The organism is Legionella sp. PC997 (genome assembly GCF_014109825.1).
Classification (GTDB): Bacteria; Pseudomonadota; Gammaproteobacteria; order Legionellales; family Legionellaceae; genus Legionella.
The window spans coordinates 3,159,191-3,178,517 of sequence record NZ_CP059576.1 but is presented as its reverse complement, the minus strand read 5'-3'; the positions used below and the strand labels follow the sequence as shown (position 1 = coordinate 3,178,517).

The following is a 19,327-nucleotide window of genomic DNA, read 5'->3' as shown; positions in this document are numbered from 1 at the left end:
GAATCATGTTACAACCTAAACGTACAAAATACCGAAAACAGATGAAAGGCCGTAACAGAGGTTTAGCCTTGCGCGGTAGCAACATCAGCTTTGGTGAATTTGGTTTAAAAGCTCTTGAGCGTGGTCGTTTAACTGCACGACAAATAGAGGCTGCTCGTAGAGCAATGACACGTCACATTAAGCGTGGTGGTAAAATCTGGATTAGAGTATTCCCAGACAAGCCCATTACTCAAAAGCCACTTGAAGTAAGACAGGGTAAAGGTAAAGGTAGTGTCGAATATTGGGTTGCTCAAATACAGCCTGGTAAGGTTTTATTTGAAATGGAAGGTGTATCCAGAGAGCTTGCGATGGAAGCTTTTGATCTGGCCAAAGCAAAACTTCCTTTCAAAGTTATATTTGAAGAAAGGAAGGTGATGTAATGAAAAAGATAGATGAATTACGCGGTTTATCAGTAGAAGAACTGCAAAATGAACTGCTTTCATTGCGTAAAGAACAACTCAATTTGCGAATGAAAAAAGCAAGTGGCTCACTAGATAAAACACATCTCATCACCATGGTGCGTAAGTCAGTGGCAAGAGTAAAAACAATGTTGACTGAAAAGGCAGGTAAGTGACATGTCTAATAGTGAATCAAATGCCAGAACAATGGTTGGAAAAGTAGTTAGCGACAAAATGGATAAAACCATAGTTGTGATGATTGAACGTTCTGTTAAGCATCCAAAGTATGGAAAAATTTTGAAACGTAGAGCTAAATTACATGCTCATGATGAAAATCAAGTATGTAAAATTGGTAATATAGTGAAGATCCGTGAGTCAAGACCACTCTCTAAAACAAAAAGCTGGGTATTAGTCGAAGTAATTTCTTAATCAACCCTGTTGATTTACTTTTAAAACCCTAAAAGGCCTGATATAATCAGCAACCTTTTTCTGGTCGAAATCAGAGCTGGAGTAGAAAATGATCCAAATGCAGACAGTGCTCGAAGTGGCTGACAACAGCGGAGCACGTAAGGTTATGTGTATTAAAGTGCTTGGCGGGTCGCACCGTAGATATGCACGTGTAGGTGATGTAATCAAAGTTAGTATTAAAGATGCAATACCAAGAAGTAAAGTGAAAAAAGGTGCTGTAATGAAAGCGGTTGTTGTTAGGACCGCGCAAGGCGTTCGTAGAGACGACGGATCTCTGATTCGTTTCGATGGTAACGCTGCAGTACTATTAAACAATCAAAACGAGCCAATAGGTACTCGTATATTTGGCCCTGTTACTCGCGAGCTACGAGAGAGATTTATGAAAATAATATCTCTGGCTGCAGAAGTTTTGTGAGAAGGATTTAGATATGAAACGTATTCAAAAAGGCGATGATGTAGTTATAATTGCCGGAAAAAGTAAAGGTCTTAGAGGTAAAGTCCTACGTGTGACTGAAAATGGCGTTGTAGTTGAAGGTGGAAACTTGATCAAGAAACATGTCAAGCCAAATCCCCAGAAGCCAGAAAATAAGGGTGGAATTGTTACTCTTGAAGCACCAGTTCACATTTCAAACGTTGCTCATTATAATCCCAATACTAATAAAGCAGATAAAGTAGGATTTAAATTCATCGAGAGTAACGGTGAGAGCAAAAAAGTTAGATATTTTAAATCTGACAATGAAATAATTGACCGTGTTTAATTAGGTGATTCAAATGGCAAGACTTAATGAATTTTATAGAAAAGAAATCATCCCTATGATGATGAAACGGTTCAACTATTCCAGCGTTATGGAAGTTCCAAAGTTGCTAAAAATCACCTTAAACATGGGTGTTGGCGAAGCTGTTGGTGATAAAAAGGTAATGAACCACGCTGTTGAAGACATGACTTTAATCGCTGGACAAAAGCCGGTTGTTACTAAAGCAAGAAAATCTATTGCTGGTTTTAAGATTAGGGAAGGATGGCCAATAGGCTGTAAAGTAACTCTAAGACGTCAACGTATGTATGAGTTTTTAGACCGATTGATTTCCGTAACTTTACCGCGCGTAAGAGATTTTCGTGGTTTAAATCCTAAATCTTTTGATGGAACTGGTAATTATAGTATGGGTATACATGAGCAAATCGTATTCCCAGAAATTGATTACGATAAAACAGATGGTATTCGTGGTTTAGATATTTGTATTACAACGAGTGCTAAGACAAATGAAGAAGCTAAAGCTTTATTAGAAGCCTTTAACCTTCCATTGAAAGATAGAGATAAAAAATAAGGGTGAAATTGTGGCTAAAAAATCAATGCTTATGAGAGAGTTAAAGCGTAGCAAGCTTGTAGATAAATACAGTAAGCGTAGAAACGAATTAAAAATATTGATTAAATCATCTGATGATTTTCAGGTAATTATGGATAGTCAGTTAAAGTTAGCCAAAATGCCTGTTAATTCAAATCCTGTTCGTTTTAAAACACGATGTCAGCAATGTGGTCGCCCACATGGTGTTTATCGTAAATTTGCTCTTTGCAGAATTTGCTTAAGACAACAACTAATGGTTGGTAATATACCAGGCGGAAGAAAATCTAGCTGGTAATTTTTTAATTGGAGAACGATTGTGAGTATGCATGATCCAGTTGCTGATATGCTGACCCGAATTAGAAATGGTCAACAAGCAAAACATCAGCAAATAACTTTAACTTCTTCTAAGTTGAAAGAAGAAATTGCTCGAGTTTTAAAGGAAGAAGGTTATATCGAAAACTTCTTGGTTGAATCACTAGATAATAATCTTAAATTGATGACGATAAAGCTGAAATATTATCATGGCAGACCTGTTATCGAGCTCATTAAGAGAATTAGCAGACCTGGATTGCGAGTATATAAGTCTTATAAAGATTTGACTTCTATTCCTGGTTTTGGTGTGGCTATATTGTCTACATCACAAGGTATAATGACCCATATATCTGCAAAGATGAAAGGCGTTGGTGGTGAAGTCATTTGTGAAGTGGCTTAATACTTGCGAGGAATAATATGTCTAGAGTAGCAAAAGCCCCAGTAGTTCAACCAGCAAATGTTGAGATATCAATAGGTGATGGTGAGGTTACTGTTAAAGGGCCTAAAGGAACACTAACCCAAAAAATTAATCGGTTAGTTAAAGTAACTAAAAATAAAGAATCTAATCATATTGAATTTGCTCCAGCTGCAACTGATCCTAAAGCTTGGGCTCAGGCTGGAACGGCGAGAGCATTAGTCAATAATATGGTTAAGGGTGTAACTGAAGGTTTTGTTGTTACCTTGGAACTGGTCGGTGTAGGTTATAGAGCTCAGTCTAAAGATAAATCAATTACGTTATCATTAGGTTTCTCTCATCCTATTGAATACCATTTGCCTAAAGGTGTTTTAGTTGAAACTCCAAGCAATACAGTAATATTGCTAAAAGGTGTGGATAAACAAATTTTGGGCCAAGTAGCTTCTGAGATAAGAGCATTTAGACCACCAGAGCCTTATAAGGGTAAGGGTGTTAAACTTGCTGGCGAGTATATTGCTCGTAAAGAAGCGAAAAAGAAATAAGGTTTAAGTTATGAATAAAAACAACTCACGTAATCGACGTGGATTAAAAGCAAAAGCACTGATTCGTAAATCAGGCAGAGCAAGACTTGTCGTTTTTAGAAGTGGTTTGCATATTTACTCACAAATCCTTCAAGCAGATAAGTTGGGTGATAAAGTAATCGCTTCATGCTCAACTAACGATAAAGAATTACGTGCCAGTCTGACCGGTAAATGTAAAGTAGAACAAGCTACTCTAGTTGGTAAAATGCTTGGTAAGCGTGCGAGCGAGCGAGGCGTTACTCAAGTTGCATTTGATCGTGCTGGTTATAAATATCATGGCAGAGTGAAAGCCCTTGCAGAAGGTGCTCGCGAAGCTGGATTGGATTTTTAAGGAACGATTATGGCATTCGATGAATCATCACCTAAATCAGATGGCTACCAAGAAAAGCTAGTATCGGTTAATCGTACAGCTAAAGTTGTTAAGGGAGGCCGTGTTTTTGGTTTTGCAGTACTTGTTGTTGTTGGTGACGGCAAGGGTAAAGTTGGCTTCGGTAGAGGTAAGGCCAGAGAAGTTCCAATTGCTATTCAGAAAGCAATGGAGCAAGCAAAGAAAAACATGGTTTATATTCCACTTTCTGGATCAACTATTTTCCACGAAATTACTTGGAACTACGGTGCTTCTAAAGTATTTATGAAGCCTGCAAGTGAAGGTACTGGAATTATTGCTGGCGGTGCAATGAGAGCTGTATTGGAAGTTCTAGGCGTACAAAATATATTAGCTAAGAGTATTGGTTCTACCAATCCAAGCAATATTGTAAGAGCAACGATCGCAGCTTTAACTAATATCGGTACCCCAGATTATGTTGCGGCCAAGCGTGGTAAAACTGTTGAAGAAGTTATGGCGGGCTAATTATGGAAAAGAAAATTAAAATAACTTTGGTTAAGAGCATTATAGGCAGAAAACCAAAGCATATTTCTATCGTAAAACAATTAGGTCTTGGTAAAACTAATTCGAGTGTATCACATAATGATACCCCAGCTATCCGTGGCCTTATTAATAAAGTTGACTACCTATTGCTGGTTGAGGAGAGTGTATAATGAATTTAAATTCACTATCACCCGATCCTGGTTCAAAACGTCCCAAAAGACGCTTAGGACGTGGTATAGGATCCGGGTTAGGAAAAACTAGTGGTAAAGGACATAAAGGTCAGAAAGCAAGAGCTGGTGGTTTCCATAAAATCAACTTTGAAGGCGGTCAAATGCCAATTCAAAGAAGACTACCAAAAATGGGCTTTAAATCACGAGTTGGTAGAACTGTAGATCAAGTTTGTCTCAGTGAACTTGCAAAATTATCTGCTGATGTAATTGATTTAAATGTATTACGTGAAGCTGGCCTCATTAATAGTTCTATCAAAGATGTAAAAGTTATTTTATCAGGTGAATTAACTACAGCCATCAAACTTAAAGGTTTAAGGGTCACTAAAGGAGCTCGTTTGGCCATTGAAGGTTTAGGCGGCAGCATAGAAGAGTGACTATGAAAAACCAAAAACATAATGCAAGCCAATCACGTGGAGGATTGGCTGAACTAAAATCAAGATTATTGTTTGTTGTTCTTGCTATTCTAGTCTATCGTTTGGGAGCCCATATTCCTGTTCCAGGCTTGGATCCTGCACGATTAGCCAATTTTTTTAACGAGCAACAGAATACAATTTTTGGCTTATTCAATATGTTTTCTGGTGGAGCTTTATCGCGTGTTACGGTTTTTGCTATTGGTATAATGCCATACATCTCCGCATCCATTATTCTCCAGCTTTTTACCGTTGTTTCTCCCAAATTGGAACAACTTAAAAAGGAAGGTGAATCAGGACGAAGAAAAATAAACCAATATACTCGATATCTAACTTTGGTGCTTTCTGTGTTTCAATCTTTAGGGATGGCACGTTGGTTAGCTGGACAACAAATTGCACTTCAAGCAGACTTTTCATTCTACTTTACCGCAGTTGCTACATTGGTTACAGGTACTATGTTCTTAATGTGGTTAGGCGAACAAATTACCGAAAAAGGTGTTGGTAATGGTATTTCACTAATTATCTTTTCGGGTATTGTATCGAGTATGCCTACGGCTATTGCTTCAGTTCTTCAACAAGTTAAAGAAGGACAAATGCAAGCATTAACTTTGATCATTATAGCAGTAGTAGTTGTAGTGGTGACAGGATTTGTAGTGTTTATGGAGCGTGCGCAGAGACGTATCAGAGTTAATTATGCGCAAAGGACTCAAGGTAGAAAGGTATATGCTGCACAAACCAGTCATTTGCCTTTAAAGATCAATATGTCTGGGGTAATACCTCCAATTTTTGCATCCAGTATCATATTGCTACCAGCAACCTTAGCGCAGTTTTTTTCTCATACTAAAGGTTTAGGTTGGCTTGCTGATGTGGGAATGGCTTTGTCTCCTGGACAACCTTTATATTTAATTGTGTATGCAGTAGCAATTATATTCTTTGCGTTCTTTTATGCCGCGCTGGTATTTAATCCCAAAGATACTGCTGATAATTTAAAAAAATCTGGTGCATATATTCCTGGAATTAGACCAGGAGAGCAAACAACTAAATATATTGATGGTGTAATGACCCGTTTGACTTTAGTCGGAGCAATTTATTTAGTATTAGTATGTCTTTTGCCTCAGATCTTGATGTATACATGGCATGTCCCTTTTTATTTCGGAGGAACGTCTTTGCTGATTATCGTAGTTGTTATTATGGATTTTGTAGCTCAGGTACAAGCTCATTTAATGACTCAGCAATATGATTCTTTAATGAAAAAGGCTAATTTTAAAGGTACTAAATTACCTGGTCTTTTATGATTTTTATCGGAGTTAGGAATGAAAGTAAGAGCATCTGTAAAGCGAATTTGTCGCAATTGCAAGATTATTAAAAGAAGTGGCACTATACGAGTTATTTGTAAAGATGCCAGACACAAACAAAAGCAAGGTTAATATCTGCTTGATTTAATTTTATAAAAATAGTATTCTTCTGTCCCTTTCGACAGAACAAATAACGTTCGGAGAAGTTAATGGCTCGTATTGCAGGAGTAAACATACCTGATCACAAACATGTTGTGATTGCTTTAACAGCTATATATGGTATTGGTAAACCTACATCCTTGAAATTATGTTCGACTGTTGGTATTGAACCTTCTAAAAAGGTATCAGAACTAACTGATGCTCAGCTTGAGTCTTTGCGAACAGAAATTGCAAAAATAACAGTGGAAGGTGATTTGCGTCGTGTTGTGACAATGAACATTAAACGTCTTATGGATCTAGGATGTTATCGTGGTCTAAGACACAGAAGAGGGTTGCCATTGCGGGGCCAGCGTACGAAAACTAATGCTCGTACTCGAAAAGGCCGCAGAAAGGGCACTACCGGTTGATTTTTCATGTAGGAAAGTAAGATGGCAATAACTAAGTCAAAACAACAAAAAGTACGCAAGAAGGCAAAACGTGTCGTATCTGATGGTATCGTTCACGTACATGCTTCTTTTAACAATACTATAGTGACCTTTACTGACAGGCAAGGTAATGCGCTGTGTTGGGCAACATCTGGTGGTTCAGGATTCAGAGGCTCAAGAAAGAGTACACCTTATGCTGCACAAGTTGCTACTGAGCGTGCTGCTGCTGTTGCAAAAGAATACGGTATGAAATCCGTGGCTGTATTTGTTCATGGTCCTGGCCCTGGAAGAGAGTCCACTATTCGTGAATTAATATCACAGGATTTTAAAATTGTTGAAATTACCGATGTTACGGGTATACCTCATAACGGGTGTAAGCCACCTAAAAAACGTCGTGTATAAGACTCAGGAGTAATTAATGGCTAGATATCTTGGTCCAAAATGTAAGCTATCACGTCGTGAAGGTTGTGATTTATTACTTAAAAGTGGTGTCCGTGATCACAAGTCCAAATGTAAATCAGAAAAATTACCTGGACAACACGGCGATAAAAAACCACGTCTGAATGGTTATGGAATTCAGCTCAGAGAGAAACAAAAGATTAGAAGATTATATGGTGTTCTTGAAAAGCAATTCCGTGGCTATTACAAAATGGCTGCTCGAATGAAAGGCGCAACAGGTGAAAACTTAATGTCCTTACTCGAAAGACGTTTGGATAATGTTGTGTATCGTATGGGTTTTGCGTCTACTCGTGCTGAAGCACGTCAATTGGTTACGCATAAATCAATACTTGTTAATGATAAAATAGTTAACGTCCCATCGTTTTTAGTAAAACCTGGTGATGTTGTATCGGTTCGACAAAGAGCAAGAAGTCAAGGTCGCATCCAAGCAGCTTTAACTTTGTCTGAACAAAGAGCTCCATGTGATTGGATTACTGTAGATACTTCTTCTTTTAAAGGAACATTCTCTACAGCACCAACGTTAACTGACTTATCTTCAGACTACAACGTAAACTTAGTTGTAGAACTTTACTCTAAGTAAGCTCGGAGAAATAGCTGAATGTATACTGAAATCAATGAAATGTTGACACCTAATGTTCTTAAGGTCCAGGCAGAATCGCCCTATAAAGCTAGAATAGTTTTAGAGCCTTTGGAGCGTGGCTTTGGTCATACTCTCGGCAATGCTTTGAGACGTATTTTACTATCATCAATGCCTGGCAGTGCAATTACTGAAGCTTCGATTGAAGGTGTTCTCCATGAATACAGCACAATTGAAGGTGTGCAGGAAGATGTCGTCGACATCTTGTTAAACCTGAAATTAGTTGCGATAAAAATGACAGTCGGTGAAGAAGCTATTGTAACATTGAATAAGCAAGGTCCTTGTCAGGTTACAGCTGGAGATATTCAACTCACTCATGGAGTAGAGATTGTTAATCCAGAGCTCGTCATTGCTAATTTGAATGAAAAAGGCAAATTAAATATGACATTGAAGGTTGAGCGAGGAATTGGTTTCCACAGTACTGATTCATTCATTAGACATTTCGATGATGAAGTAGAAAGAAAATCTGTTGGGAAGCTTAAAATTGATAATAGCTTCTCTCCAGTTAAAAAAGTGGCTTATTATGTTGATAGTGCTCGTGTAGAAAATCGTACTGATCTAGATAAGTTAACTATCGAATTAGAAACTAACGGAACTATTGATGCTGAAGAATCAATAAGAATTTCTGCTAGTATTCTTCAAAGACAACTTCATGCCTTTGTTGATATGAAATTTGAAGAATCTCGATCTGATAATAAAGAACGCAATGATTTTGATCCTATTCTATTACGTTCCGTCGACGATTTAGAGTTAACAGTTCGATCTGCAAATTGTTTGAAAGCAGAAAATATTCATTATATCGGCGATTTAGTACAAAGAACTGAAAATGAGCTCTTAAAAACACCTAATTTGGGTAAGAAATCTTTAACTGAAATTAAGGATGTTTTAGCTTCACGTTCATTATCGCTCGGTATGAAACTTGAGAATTGGCCGCCAGCAAATCTTGGCGAATAATGTTTAGGAGTTTTGGTTATGCGTCACCGTAATTCTGGCCGAAGTTTTGGCCGTACAAGTAGCCACAGAAAGGCTATGTTTGCAAACATGTGTTGTTCTTTGATTGAGCATGAGTTAATAAAAACAACTTTGCCTAAAGCTAAGGACCTGCGACGTTACATTGAACCTTTAATTACTGTGTCAAAGGTTGATTCAGTAGCTACCCGTCGTCACGCGTTTGATATTCTAAGATCTAAATCAGCAGTTGGTAAATTATTTAAAGATTTAGGTCCACGTTTTGTTGAGCGTCCCGGTGGTTATGTACGTATCATCAAATGTGGATTCAGAGATGGTGATAATGCGCCTATGGCTATAGTTGAACTATTAGACAGACCTGCTGTTAGCGAAGAGACTGAAGAATAAAAGATTGTTATTATGATTTTAAAACCCGCCCTATGCGGGTTTTTTATTATATGAATATTCAAATTTTAACCTAGTGAAGTTTCTAATTGCCAATAGTTATAACTTTTATGTCCCACCACCCATCGTTGTTCTAAATTTTATAGTCCCTCCTAAAATTTATATCCATGGTTGTATATCCACCAGTAAATCACTCTCAAGACCGCCGGTTTGCTCAGTAGATTTTGGTTCTAGTAAAATGACATGTACTTCTTCATTGGCTATTGGTTTATGTTCTACACCTTTGGGTACAATATAAAACTCACCTTCTTCTAAAGTAATCACTTTATCTCTAAGTTCGAGTTGAAGTGTTCCCTTCACTACTAAAAATAGCTCATCTTCTGTTGGATGACTATGCCATATAAATTCGCCTTTAAATTTAGCAAGCTTGACATATTGACCATTTAATTCACCCACAATGCGTGGTGACCAGTACTCATTGAACAATTGAAATTTTTTAGCTAAATTCACCTTTTCCATAATTATCTCATTGCATTAGTTATGTAGATGATGAGTTATCTTGAACTACTCTAGAAACGAGTATCTCATATAACGAATTAACACGTAATTTAGGCATGTAGAGAACTGAGCCTGCGAATAACAGGTTTCCTGGGTTTCGTTTCGCTGCACCCAGGATACATTTAAGTTTAATATCTATATAAATACTTAGAACGGAACATCGTCATCCAACTGATCAAAAGCATCTTGGGGAACCTGAGGAGATTGTTGTCTTCCGGAATTTTGATTGCTGGGTGCGAATTGAGCTTGCGGTATCTCATCGAAACTTGATGAGGCGGTACCTTTACTATCTAGCATTTGAATGTCATTCGCTACAATCTCGGTAGTGTATCTATCTTGACCTTGCTGATCCTGCCATTTTCGGGTTCTTAAACTACCTTCAATGTAGAGTTTGGATCCTTTACGCACATATTCGCCGGCTATCTCTCCTAAGCGGTTAAAACATACCACACGGTGCCATTCAGTTCGTTCTTGCTTTTCACCGGACACTTTATCTTTCCATGCCTCGCTGGTGGCAATTGAGAGGGTAGTTACAGCATTTCCATTTGGTAAATAACGTACGTCAGGATCAACACCCACATTACCAATTAGGATGACTTTATTTATACCACGTGCCATTTCTTTATCTCCTGTATGCGAAAGTTAGGAGTAGAGTATACCTAATTTATATATCCCTTGCACGGATGTGTTGCTATAGAAATCCCTAGAAAAGGTAACAAGCATACTTGTACTAGCATGCTTGTTAATAACTTATATTTTGGAAATTTTTCTAAGCCAATATTTTGCTCCCCTACTTATTTCTTCATCGTCCATTATCTTGTTATAAACAGCTGTTCTTAATTCACTTGAATCCCCGCAGATGTTCTCCATGAGTTCATTCCAAGCGGCTACTGATTTAGTACAGTCAGTTTTATTCACTTGTGAGAGCACTTCGTGGATACATTTAAACCAATATGCATCTATGGCGCGATCCAGCCAGTCTACAATTTTGGATGTTAATCCGTGATCTTCAAGACCTTTCCCTTTCTTAAAACCTTTTTCCCATTTACTGGTTCGTAAATTTGCATGTTCCTTACCATATAAATTATTGATTAATTCCATGCATTGTTTTGCCAGGGAAATGGCAACCGGTGATTGTGGATCAAGATGCAAATTATTGTTAATTTCATTAACTAAACTAAACCATGCATCTTCAAACTGTTTCTTCTCATTCTCGTTAAATCGAGTTTTCAAATTTGCTTCGAATTGTGCATATTGTTCTAACTCTTTGGGATTGAATACTTCTTTAATCCAAGAGTTCTTAAGTTGTTGTGTCATACGATAAACCTCTATCAATTGTATTATTTGTTCCCAAGGAATAGACTGCTCTCGGCTACAGTGTTCAGTCACTTGCTTTAAAATACAACTCGCTTGCATGAGTGTTTCTGCTTTTTCTTGCAAAAACTTTGCTTGTAAGCTGAAGTGTTCTAACACCCCGGTATTGTGGGCAAGTAATTGTTTGATTTGTGCTAATTCAAAACCAAAAAATTTCAGCGCAATAATCTGTTGTAGCTTTAACAAGTCCTTTTCAGAGTACAAACGATAACGATTGCTTTGACGTAAACTGGGTTTAAGTAAACCAATTTTGTCATAATGATGTAGCGTTCTTACTGACACTTCTGTCAGTAAGCTAAACTCTTTTGCATACCATTGTTTCATCGTTTTTCCTCCTTGTGGCCAAGGTTATTGTATGACGTAAGGTTAGAGTCAAGCAGGTTAATCAAAAAGGGTTTTATTCGAAGTGGAAACAAGTTCGTACAGACGCGTAATTTGTTTTTGGGTTACTCGATGCGTTGAAAGCGGGGGGAGGCGGTTTATGTCAAAAAAATCAATTTCGGAAATTTCTAGATTTTCTTTTGCTGTTCCTGACAAAATGTCGCAATGAAAAAAACATTTATAAGTATGTGGCCATTGTAGTGGGTGATCATGTTTTTGTTTATCCCATAAGGCAAGGAGCCTGATTACAGAAACATCAAACCCTGTTTCTTCTTTAGCTTCTCTGATTACTGATTCTGATGCGGATTCATTTGTTTCCGCCCAGCCACCAGGTAAAGTCCAGAGGTCATCCGAGCGTTCTTTGACCAATAAGATTTGCTTATTTTTTAAAATAAAAGCACGTACATCGACTTTAGGTGTTGCATACCCTTTTTCTAACGCAAAGATCTGCTTTATCTCTCCAAGTGGAGTATCTGAATAGCTGGCAATAAACTCAGAAGCAATATTCCGGAGTCTTAGGTAGCGTTCTTTGTCAAATTCATTATTTGCAAAACATAGTCCATTTTGAGCAATTGCTTGAATTTCAGTAATGTATTTTAGCCAACTAACCTCAATTTTAGACATAATATATAATCCCTGTATACGTTTTTTTCATTCCACCTATTGACTCTCACGTTACGTGATAGTTTAGAATCAGCTTTCAGGAGAAAGTTGAATGAAATATTATCAAATTAAAGAGATTAGCCAAATGACCTCATTAACAATTAGGTCATTACAATATTATGATGAAATTGGTTTATTAAAACCAACAAAACGTTCTGAGAGTGGCTATCGTCTTTATTCTGAATTGGATTTAATACGATTACAACAGATTACCACATTAAAGTTTTTGGGTTTTTCCTTATCGACCATCAAAAAGATTATAGAAGGTCCAAATTTTGATGTGATGTCATCCATGGGGATACAAGCACGAGAACTGACTGAGAAAGCAACGCGAATTAATGAAGCGGCTTCTTTACTTGCTTACATTGCGAGTCAAATGGAAATGAAGCAACCGGTGAATTGGAAAAGTACTGCAAAAATTATCGAGATATTGGAGCTAAATACAATGAATGAACAAGTTCTGCAGAAATATCAAACTGAAGCTGAACAATCCGAATTAGGTAAAAAATCTGCATATGATGATACCTATAATCCAGATCGGTTATACCCTATTCCGCGATCTGGTAAACGGCAGGAAATCGGAGTTGATCCCAATCAATTACCTTTTTATGGCTTTGATTGCTGGAATCACTATGAAGTTTCCTGGCTTAATGCGAAAGGCAAACCTATGGTCGCAATTGCTGAATTATTTTATGACTGCAGCTCGCCTAACTTAATCGAATCAAAATCATTAAAACTTTATTTTAATTCATTCAACAATACACGAATTCAAAATGTTGTTGATTTGGAAAATACGATTAAAAAAGATTTGCAAGAACGTGTTGGTGCAGAAGTTGGGGTGAAAATTCATCTATTAGAGAAAGCCGAGCAGTTTGCGGTACATCAGTCTTTAATTGGAGAGTCACTGGATCATCTTGATGTAGAGTGTTCTGTATATCTTGTAGAACCTTCATTTCTTGCTACAAGCAATGAACTTGTGGAAGAGACCTTATACTCCAATTTATTGAAATCAAATTGTCTTGTCACGAATCAGCCAGATTGGGGAAGTGTACAAATTGATTACAAAGGAAGAAAAATTGATCGAGAAGGTTTATTAAAATATCTTGTTTCATATCGAAATCATAATGAATTTCATGAACAATGCATTGAACGAATTTTTATCGATATTCTGAATTATTGCAAACCAGAAAAGCTGACTGTATATGGCCGCTACACCAGACGGGGAGGTTTGGATATTAATCCATATCGTTCTACAGAAAAGACTTCATTTATAAATAAAAACTTGCGTCTGATACGTCAATAATAAACCCGTACTCTAATTTGAGTTATTAATAAAGATAACTCAAATTAGATAATCCGAAATTATTGAAATGGAAATGTAGAGGTAATAATGACGAATATAGTTATCGAACTTTTTGAGAGTATAAAATATCTTGTTTTTAAAAAAAATAATATAACCCTTTATTACAATGGATTTAATGATTTACTCAATTTAATGGAGATGGCACTGGCGCTTGATAAAGATGAACATTGTATTTTTACTTATGTAGTGGATCATGGTACGGAAGAAACTAATAAACTGAAGTACCACGAAGGAATTAATGCGACTTATAGTGATGAAGGTCACTACCATTTCGAAAGAAAGGATAAAGGGAAAATAACTGTTAAGGATATTATCCAATTATTGGATTATTTAGTTAAATATAATTTGTTGAATGAGAGAGAAAAATCTGAAGTAATTATAAGGTTTTGTGACCAAAAACAGGCTCAGAGAAAACTGAGTATTTTTTCCCATATCCGTGATGAAGAATCAGTCAGCAGCAATAAGCCCATGACCCATCCAAATTAATTCCCTACTATCCGAATTTAGCCTCTCTTTTTTGCAGCAGAAATAATGGACAAGATTGTATGAGACATCTTAGCAGCAGATAATTCCAGAAAATCGCCCTCAATACAGAGAATTTAATACTTTGTTAATAATTATTGGTTACAATGTGACAAAAATATGTGCTGAGTGACTGATTAATGAAGATATTGTATATTCCTTTTTCCCTTGAGGATGCTTTGTTTGATTTACAAAAAAAAGCCAATGTTTGGTGTGAGCGATCAAAAAGAAAAGGTGAAGAACCATTTATTATTTATCACGGTAGCGGCAAAGTTGATACTCAATTAAGCCTTAAACAAGCCTTGCAAAAGGGACAATGCCACATTTATATCCTGAGTCATGGAATGAATACGAGTAAATACACAGTCTGTAACCAATCAATTGATGATGATACTTATCAAGAGCTGAGTATTGAGGATGTTGCAGCGCATTTTACAGAGGATTTAGTGATACCCAATTTTAGTGATAAGAATATTATTAAGTTATTCTTTTGCGATGAATACCGACTAGAGAATAAGTCTCGAAGTATGGCTGAGCAATTTCGTAAACATTTAGACGTATCCCTGCAACAACTAGAAATTGAGTATTATTCAGAGGTGAGTCTTAGTGTACCAGGAGCAGCACGGAGCGTGTTAGGGGGCGCTAAGGGTGCTTTGAAAACATTCCATATGACCAATGATTTGTTTGATCTTAGCTTGACCTGTCTTGCAGGCAAGGCAAAAACATTTAGACACGGGCTAAACGAACAACCTTTTACAAGTGTTTCCTCCTCTTCAGCCTCCGCACGATTCTTTGAGCATCCACGCAAGCCAGAAAAAATAAATTATCCTGAATATTCACACCCTATTTTGCAAGAATTTGCGGAAAAACTAGTTAGAATAATACAATCTGATAAAATCTTGTCAAAGAATCAAAATAAACTTATTGATGAGTTATTATTTCTTTTGCCCCGCGATATAAAAAGCTATCAGGTGAGTGGGTTAAAATTTACGGGCAAGAGTATTATACTGGAATTGAATATTAGTGAAGAACTTTTCAACCTTTATTTAAATAAATTTGCCGTTAGTCCAGAACAATCTGAAAGTTTAGAAACGAGTCAAAAAATAAAAATGATCTGAAGTGTTGAAGTTTTGTCCATAAGAACATTTGACGTTTCAACACGACGATAAAAACCGCCCTTTTTAATGAGAGAAAGGGGATAGAATTTTTTCTGCACTACCCTCTGGGTAGTTTTCTCTGTTAACACGCAAATATATAACTTGCTCTTTTTCTGCAAGTGCCACCTCAACTACTCCCTTAATGTTGAGTAGTTGAGTAATTATATTCTCTTTCTTTTCGGACCAAGGATAGTGCAAAATAAGTGTGGAGATAGCATCGTTTGATTTCATTGAAACAGAAGCAATTAACCATAAGGTTCCCAGAATGGCATTAGTAATAAATATTCCCTCGCTACTATGCCACTGATACAGTACACCAGATAATGCTCCGCCAATAAAAAGCCCTAAAAATTGACTGGTTGAATAAATACCCATTGCTGTCCCTTTACTATTGGGATTTGCCTGTTTCGATACCAAAGAGGGTAATGCTGCCTCGAGGATATTAAAAGCAATGAAGTAAATTAGCATGAGAATACACAAACTAAACCAATTTTGAAACGTATAGGCCAATAACAGTTGTGCAGCAGTTATTGTAAGGACTGAAGAAAGAAAAACGCTTTTCATGCGCTTTTTCTTTTCCGCAAGCACAATAAACGGGATCATCAGTATAAATGATATGAGCATGAGTGGCAGGTAAAAATGCCACTGTTGGGATAAATGGCCGTGCTCCACTTGTTTTCTTAAGATATAGGGAATAGCAAAAAAGGTTGCTGTGAGAATAAAATGCTGACAGAAAATACCTATATTAAGACGCTGTAGTTGGATGTTGGATACAACTTGTTTCAATAAAGCGGGATTTGTTTCGCTATCAATATGAAAACGTTCACTTACAGGTTTAGGAATAACCAAATTAAGTAAAACGATCCCGGCAATCGCTAATAAGGTAGTGAGATAAAAAATACCCGATAGACCAAAATAATGGGTAATGGCAGGACTCACGACCATAGCCAAACTAAACGATGTACCGATGGTCATGCCGATGACTGCCATGGCCTTGGTTCGCTGTTCATCAGGCGTAAGATCGGCAAGTAAGGCGATTAAAACACTTCCAATAGCACCGGTTCCTTGTAATGCTCTGGCAAAGATCATTCCATAAATAGAATCGGTTAGAGCACCCAGTAAGCTTCCACTGGCAAAAAGAAGCAATCCCAAAGTAATCATGGGTTTTCTACCTATTTTATCGGAAAGCATTCCAAAAGGCATTTGGAGGATGCCTTGAGCCAGCCCATAAATTCCAAGCGCAAAACCTACCAATGCTGGAGTGGCATTTCGCAAATTTTCTGCATAGATGCTAAATACAGGAATAAGCAAAAACAAGCCGAGCATGCGAAAAGAAAAAATTGCAGCTATAGGAAACACAGTTTTAAACCAAGAATGTTTCATTCATTAATATATGTTTATCTTAATCGTGGTGCCGATAGTACAAAGTTAGCACTCTAGAAACAAGATATTTAAAAATTTAATGATCTAATGATTGCTTTATCGATAAATAAAAATGAAAATGTATTTTTTTGTAACTGTTCGTCCAAGGATGTTAGGATACGAGCGCTTGGTATTTGAAATCACTACTTAGGCAAGAAAAAGGGAATCTGGATTGGGTAGGAGAATTCCTGGATTCTGTTTTTTGACCAGGGTACACGCAACAGGGGATGGATTCTTAAAGAGATACCATTGTTTTAGCAAACAGTTGCTTTTATAGATGAAGTTGATGAGGAATATTCCATGAGTTTGGTTTTTGCAGATAAAGTTGGATTGATTACTGGCGGTGCACGGGGTATCGGTAAGGCAACTGCATTAAAGTTAGCGCAGGCAGGATGTGATATTGCTATAGTTTATTACAACAGCTCTGATGAAGCCCAAGCTTTAGTTAAAGAAATCCAGGCTGTTGGACGCAGGGCAATTGCTCTGCAAGCCAATGTGGCTGACCATCAGTCCGTAAAGGAAATGTTGACTCAATTCCGCGAACACTTTAATCGACTTGATTTCTTAATTAGTAATGCGGCCAGTGGTGTTTTAAAACCGGCACTTAAAATGTCAACTAAGCATTGGCGTTGGTGTTTGGAAACAAATGCTTTGGCATTAAATCATTTAGCCACAGAAGCTCGTTCATTAATGCCAAAAGGGAGTCGAATTATTGCTTTGTCCAGTCTTGGCGCATCACGCGCGATTCCTAATTATGCCTTTATAGGTGCTTCTAAAGCGGCTCTTGAAGCATTAGTTCGCTCTTTGAGTCTTGAGTTAGCGGTTGATGGGATCACTGTGAATACTGTTTCCGCTGGAGTAGTTGATACCGACGCCTTAAAGCATTTTCCTAACAGAGAAGAGTTACTTGATGAGTATCAAGCGCACTCTTTGGCCGATAGACCATTGACAACCCAAGATGTTGCCAATGCAATTTATCTTTTATGCTTACCGGAAGCGGCTATGATTAATGCTCATACTTTATTTGTTGATGCAGGGTATAGTCAGGTTGGTTAATACCTTATCACTTTAATTTTGTGTCTTTAAAAAAATATATGGTATAATTCCCGGCTTTTTAAATTAGCTGATCTCTGAGGAACAAAATATGAATGTAGCAGACGTTTATCCTAAGGTTAGGGAAATTGTTGCTGATGTGTTAGTAATTGATGCTGAAGACGTATCTCTTAATAGTCGATTGATAGCAGATCTAGGCGCTGAATCTATTGATTTTCTTGATTTGGTTTTCCAATTAGAAAAAGAATTCAAAATAAAAATCCCTCGGGGCCAATTGGAAAAAAATGCACGGGGTGATTTGGCGGAAGATGAGTTTGAAAAAGGCGGCGTTATTACTGAGCAAGGTTTGAAAGCGTTGCAAGACTATTTAAGCGAAGTTCCAGCGGATCAATTCAAGCCAAATATGAAAGTCAATGAAATACCCTTGTTATTTACCATTGAAACGTTTTGTAAGTTAGTTGTTGTTGCCATCAAAGAGCAACAAACTGCCGGAGCTGGAGCTTAAGTTCGGTATATTTTTATAGATTAATAGGGTTTATTAAATACTGATGAGATTCTTATTTGTTGATCGTATCGTCGAGTCATCTCCTGGTCAGTGGATCCGGGGAATAAAACATATTACCTCAAATGATACGTTCCTCACAGTTGATGAACAGGGGCGGCCTTGTTTTATCCCTTCCTTAATCGGAGAAACACTTGGGCAATTGGCAGCATGGAATGTTATGGCGCTGCAAGAATTCACTCATAGGCCTGTGGCTGGTATCGTAGCACGTGCCTCTATGCACCGCAGAGCCTATGTCGGAGAGACTTTATTGCTGGAGTCATTTATAGAACATATAGATGATTCAGTGATGCAATATCATAGTGAGGCCCGGGTAGGTAGTGAACTTGTCTTCAGTCTTGACGGCGCTTTAGGCCCTTTACTGCCTATGGATGATTTTATCAATTTGGATGAAGTGAAACAGCAATTTTCTGAAATTAACCGTCCTGGCGAATGGTCGGTTATTAGTAAAGAAAGTGGGCCTGTGGCGGATGATTATCTGATAATGAATTCGAACGTGTCTGTAATGCCCATGGCCTTTGATAGAATATGTTCCAGTCAACCGGGGGTGCGTTTAGTCGCTGAAAAAAGAATATCCCGAGCTGCCCCTTATTTTGCAGATCATTTTCCCAAGAAACCTGTACTACCTTTGACGGTATTATTGGAATGCAAGCTCAATTTAGCTTATGAATTTGTTTTGCGCGCAGGATACTCAACACAGTATCAAGTAAGCGAATTTCGCAAAATAAAAATGAATGAATTTGTCTATCCAGGCGATATTCTTGAATGTAATGTAACCGTTAAGAAGCAAACCGAAGACGAGTTGATCCTGGCTTACCGCAGCGAGGTTGCCGGTAAACGTGTTTGTGTTGTAGATGTAGTACTTATTCCCAGAGGATAAAT

General features: G+C 37.5%; 31 protein-coding genes and 1 pseudogene. 27 read left to right on the top strand and 5 right to left on the bottom strand.

All coding sequences use genetic code 11. The features are described from left to right. Positions 1-5: 5 nt before the first annotated feature. The 20 genes from rplP to rplQ all read left to right on the top strand — a co-directional run bounded on the left by rplP (position 6) and on the right by rplQ (position 9,393). Entirely contained in the window at positions 6-419 is a 414-nt protein-coding gene (rplP, locus tag HBNCFIEN_RS13895) for a 50S ribosomal protein L16 (RefSeq protein WP_003633085.1), read from the top strand. Beyond that, positions 419-613, top strand: coding sequence for a 50S ribosomal protein L29 (rpmC, locus tag HBNCFIEN_RS13890; protein WP_019233368.1), 195 nt, complete (start codon positions 419-421; stop codon positions 611-613). Before rplP ends, rpmC begins: the two co-directional genes overlap by 1 nt. A gap of 1 nt (position 614) precedes the next feature. Beyond that, positions 615-866 (top strand): 30S ribosomal protein S17, encoded by a 252-nt coding sequence (gene rpsQ / locus HBNCFIEN_RS13885; RefSeq protein ID WP_182391660.1) that lies wholly within the window; start codon positions 615-617, stop codon positions 864-866. 88 nt (positions 867-954) lie between these two features. Beyond that, positions 955-1,320, top strand: a complete 366-nt coding sequence (rplN, locus tag HBNCFIEN_RS13880; RefSeq protein ID WP_006872243.1) for a 50S ribosomal protein L14 — start codon at positions 955-957, stop codon at positions 1,318-1,320. 13 nt (positions 1,321-1,333) lie between these two features. Continuing rightward, positions 1,334-1,663 (top strand): 50S ribosomal protein L24, encoded by a 330-nt coding sequence (gene rplX, locus HBNCFIEN_RS13875; protein ID WP_182391659.1) that lies wholly within the window; start codon positions 1,334-1,336, stop codon positions 1,661-1,663. Between the two features lie 13 nt (positions 1,664-1,676). Then, complete coding sequence (gene rplE / locus HBNCFIEN_RS13870; RefSeq protein WP_182391658.1) at positions 1,677-2,228, top strand: 50S ribosomal protein L5; 552 nt, start codon at positions 1,677-1,679, stop codon at positions 2,226-2,228. A gap of 10 nt (positions 2,229-2,238) precedes the next feature. Beyond that, a complete protein-coding gene (rpsN, locus tag HBNCFIEN_RS13865) occupies positions 2,239-2,541 on the top strand; it encodes a 30S ribosomal protein S14 (RefSeq protein ID WP_182391657.1) in 303 nt (100 codons plus the stop codon). A 21-nt stretch (positions 2,542-2,562) separates the two neighbouring features. Further along, on the top strand, positions 2,563-2,958 hold the full coding sequence (gene rpsH, locus HBNCFIEN_RS13860) for a 30S ribosomal protein S8 (RefSeq protein WP_182391656.1): 396 nt from the start codon (positions 2,563-2,565) through the stop codon (positions 2,956-2,958). Positions 2,959-2,975: 17 nt separating this feature from the next. Then, a complete protein-coding gene (rplF, locus tag HBNCFIEN_RS13855) occupies positions 2,976-3,515 on the top strand; it encodes a 50S ribosomal protein L6 (RefSeq protein WP_182391655.1) in 540 nt (179 codons plus the stop codon). Between the two features lie 10 nt (positions 3,516-3,525). Continuing rightward, entirely contained in the window at positions 3,526-3,885 is a 360-nt protein-coding gene (gene rplR, locus HBNCFIEN_RS13850) for a 50S ribosomal protein L18 (RefSeq protein WP_182391654.1), read from the top strand. A gap of 9 nt (positions 3,886-3,894) precedes the next feature. After that, positions 3,895-4,404 (top strand): 30S ribosomal protein S5, encoded by a 510-nt coding sequence (gene rpsE / locus HBNCFIEN_RS13845; RefSeq protein ID WP_010654817.1) that lies wholly within the window; start codon positions 3,895-3,897, stop codon positions 4,402-4,404. A gap of 2 nt (positions 4,405-4,406) precedes the next feature. Further along, the gene (rpmD, locus tag HBNCFIEN_RS13840) at positions 4,407-4,592 is read left to right on the top strand and encodes a 50S ribosomal protein L30 (protein WP_019233377.1); all 186 of its coding nucleotides are present in this window, start codon (positions 4,407-4,409) and stop codon (positions 4,590-4,592) included. Beyond that, complete coding sequence (rplO, locus tag HBNCFIEN_RS13835; protein ID WP_182391653.1) at positions 4,592-5,026, top strand: 50S ribosomal protein L15; 435 nt, start codon at positions 4,592-4,594, stop codon at positions 5,024-5,026. Before rpmD ends, rplO begins: the two co-directional genes overlap by 1 nt. Before the next feature lie 2 nt (positions 5,027-5,028). Next, complete coding sequence (secY, locus tag HBNCFIEN_RS13830) at positions 5,029-6,357, top strand: preprotein translocase subunit SecY (protein ID WP_182391652.1); 1,329 nt, start codon at positions 5,029-5,031, stop codon at positions 6,355-6,357. 18 nt (positions 6,358-6,375) lie between these two features. Then, positions 6,376-6,489 carry a 50S ribosomal protein L36 gene (gene rpmJ, locus HBNCFIEN_RS13825; protein ID WP_010946099.1) on the top strand — a complete coding sequence of 38 codons (114 nt, stop codon included), beginning with the start codon at positions 6,376-6,378 and terminating at the stop codon, positions 6,487-6,489. A 77-nt stretch (positions 6,490-6,566) separates the two neighbouring features. Next, positions 6,567-6,923 carry a 30S ribosomal protein S13 gene (gene rpsM / locus HBNCFIEN_RS13820; RefSeq protein WP_182391651.1) on the top strand — a complete coding sequence of 119 codons (357 nt, stop codon included), beginning with the start codon at positions 6,567-6,569 and terminating at the stop codon, positions 6,921-6,923. Positions 6,924-6,944: 21 nt separating this feature from the next. Continuing rightward, positions 6,945-7,343: a 30S ribosomal protein S11 gene (gene rpsK / locus HBNCFIEN_RS13815; RefSeq protein WP_003633055.1), complete on the top strand. Its 399-nt coding sequence runs from the start codon at positions 6,945-6,947 to the stop codon at positions 7,341-7,343. 16 nt (positions 7,344-7,359) lie between these two features. Further along, a complete protein-coding gene (gene rpsD / locus HBNCFIEN_RS13810; protein WP_182391650.1) occupies positions 7,360-7,980 on the top strand; it encodes a 30S ribosomal protein S4 in 621 nt (206 codons plus the stop codon). 18 nt (positions 7,981-7,998) lie between these two features. Further along, positions 7,999-8,991, top strand: a complete 993-nt coding sequence (gene rpoA, locus HBNCFIEN_RS13805; protein ID WP_182391649.1) for a DNA-directed RNA polymerase subunit alpha — start codon at positions 7,999-8,001, stop codon at positions 8,989-8,991. A gap of 18 nt (positions 8,992-9,009) precedes the next feature. After that, positions 9,010-9,393 carry a 50S ribosomal protein L17 gene (gene rplQ, locus HBNCFIEN_RS13800; protein ID WP_182391648.1) on the top strand — a complete coding sequence of 128 codons (384 nt, stop codon included), beginning with the start codon at positions 9,010-9,012 and terminating at the stop codon, positions 9,391-9,393. Between the two features lie 156 nt (positions 9,394-9,549). Here the strand turns inward: rplQ and HBNCFIEN_RS13795 are convergent, their stop codons facing one another. From HBNCFIEN_RS13795 to HBNCFIEN_RS13780, 4 genes are all read right to left on the bottom strand, one after another. Then, entirely contained in the window at positions 9,550-9,909 is a 360-nt protein-coding gene (locus HBNCFIEN_RS13795; RefSeq protein WP_182391647.1) for a cupin domain-containing protein, read from the bottom strand. 186 nt (positions 9,910-10,095) lie between these two features. Next, entirely contained in the window at positions 10,096-10,566 is a 471-nt protein-coding gene (gene ssb / locus HBNCFIEN_RS13790; protein WP_182391646.1) for a single-stranded DNA-binding protein, read from the bottom strand. Positions 10,567-10,698: 132 nt separating this feature from the next. Beyond that, entirely contained in the window at positions 10,699-11,646 is a 948-nt protein-coding gene (locus tag HBNCFIEN_RS13785) for a MerR family transcriptional regulator (RefSeq protein WP_182391645.1), read from the bottom strand. 57 nt (positions 11,647-11,703) lie between these two features. Beyond that, positions 11,704-12,327: an NUDIX hydrolase gene (locus HBNCFIEN_RS13780; RefSeq protein ID WP_182391644.1), complete on the bottom strand. Its 624-nt coding sequence runs from the start codon at positions 12,325-12,327 to the stop codon at positions 11,704-11,706. A gap of 91 nt (positions 12,328-12,418) precedes the next feature. Between HBNCFIEN_RS13780 and HBNCFIEN_RS17885 the strand changes: the two are divergent. The 4 genes and pseudogenes from HBNCFIEN_RS17885 to HBNCFIEN_RS13765 all read left to right on the top strand — a co-directional run. Further along, a pseudogene (locus HBNCFIEN_RS17885) lies at positions 12,419-12,571 on the top strand (MerR family DNA-binding transcriptional regulator); the annotation flags it as partial. A gap of 240 nt (positions 12,572-12,811) precedes the next feature. Next, entirely contained in the window at positions 12,812-13,669 is an 858-nt protein-coding gene (gene queF / locus HBNCFIEN_RS13775) for an NADPH-dependent 7-cyano-7-deazaguanine reductase QueF (RefSeq protein ID WP_370530126.1), read from the top strand. 87 nt (positions 13,670-13,756) lie between these two features. Further along, on the top strand, positions 13,757-14,215 hold the full coding sequence (locus HBNCFIEN_RS13770; protein ID WP_182391642.1) for a hypothetical protein: 459 nt from the start codon (positions 13,757-13,759) through the stop codon (positions 14,213-14,215). A gap of 176 nt (positions 14,216-14,391) precedes the next feature. Then, positions 14,392-15,369, top strand: coding sequence for a hypothetical protein (locus tag HBNCFIEN_RS13765; RefSeq protein ID WP_182391641.1), 978 nt, complete (start codon positions 14,392-14,394; stop codon positions 15,367-15,369). Positions 15,370-15,432: 63 nt separating this feature from the next. On the opposite strand, the gene HBNCFIEN_RS13760 is transcribed toward HBNCFIEN_RS13765, so the two are convergent. Next, complete coding sequence (locus tag HBNCFIEN_RS13760) at positions 15,433-16,791, bottom strand: MFS transporter (RefSeq protein WP_182391640.1); 1,359 nt, start codon at positions 16,789-16,791, stop codon at positions 15,433-15,435. 339 nt (positions 16,792-17,130) lie between these two features. On the opposite strand from HBNCFIEN_RS13760, the gene fabL reads away from it, so the two are divergent. The 3 genes from fabL (at position 17,131) to HBNCFIEN_RS13745 (ending at position 19,325) form a co-directional block, all read left to right on the top strand. After that, the gene (gene fabL, locus HBNCFIEN_RS13755) at positions 17,131-17,886 is read left to right on the top strand and encodes an enoyl-[acyl-carrier-protein] reductase FabL (RefSeq protein ID WP_182391639.1); all 756 of its coding nucleotides are present in this window, start codon (positions 17,131-17,133) and stop codon (positions 17,884-17,886) included. 88 nt (positions 17,887-17,974) lie between these two features. After that, positions 17,975-18,388 carry an acyl carrier protein gene (locus HBNCFIEN_RS13750; RefSeq protein WP_182391638.1) on the top strand — a complete coding sequence of 138 codons (414 nt, stop codon included), beginning with the start codon at positions 17,975-17,977 and terminating at the stop codon, positions 18,386-18,388. A 43-nt stretch (positions 18,389-18,431) separates the two neighbouring features. Further along, on the top strand, positions 18,432-19,325 hold the full coding sequence (locus HBNCFIEN_RS13745) for a hydroxymyristoyl-ACP dehydratase (RefSeq protein ID WP_182391637.1): 894 nt from the start codon (positions 18,432-18,434) through the stop codon (positions 19,323-19,325). Positions 19,326-19,327: the final 2 nt, after the last annotated feature.